This is a genomic window from Cellulomonas sp. GbtcB1, assembly GCF_019091725.1.
Lineage (GTDB): Bacteria > Actinomycetota > Actinomycetes > Actinomycetales > Cellulomonadaceae > Cellulomonas.
This window is the reverse complement of sequence record NZ_JAGXJG010000482.1, coordinates 1-241: the sequence shown is the minus strand read 5'-3', so window position 1 is coordinate 241 and position 241 is coordinate 1. Positions and strand designations below refer to the sequence as shown.

The following is a 241-nucleotide window of genomic DNA, read 5'->3' as shown; positions in this document are numbered from 1 at the left end:
CGGGGTCTGCCTCGGGCACCAGGCGCTCGGAGAGGTGTTCGGCGGCACCGTCACGCACGCCCCGGAGCTGATGCACGGCAAGGCCAGCCTGGTGTCCCACGAGGGGCACGGTGTCTTCGAGGGCCTGCCGACGCCGTTCACCGCGTCCCGGTACCACTCGCTGGCCGTCGTCGTCGACACCGTCTCGGCCGACCTCGAGGTCACCGCGCGGGCGAACGGCATCATCATGGGCCTGCAGCAC

1 pseudogene is annotated in these 241 nt (G+C 71.8%); it reads left to right on the top strand.

Going from position 1 to position 241, the window contains the following annotated elements:
- Nucleotides 1–241 (top strand): annotated as a pseudogene (locus KVT14_RS21100) (aminodeoxychorismate/anthranilate synthase component II); the annotation flags it as partial.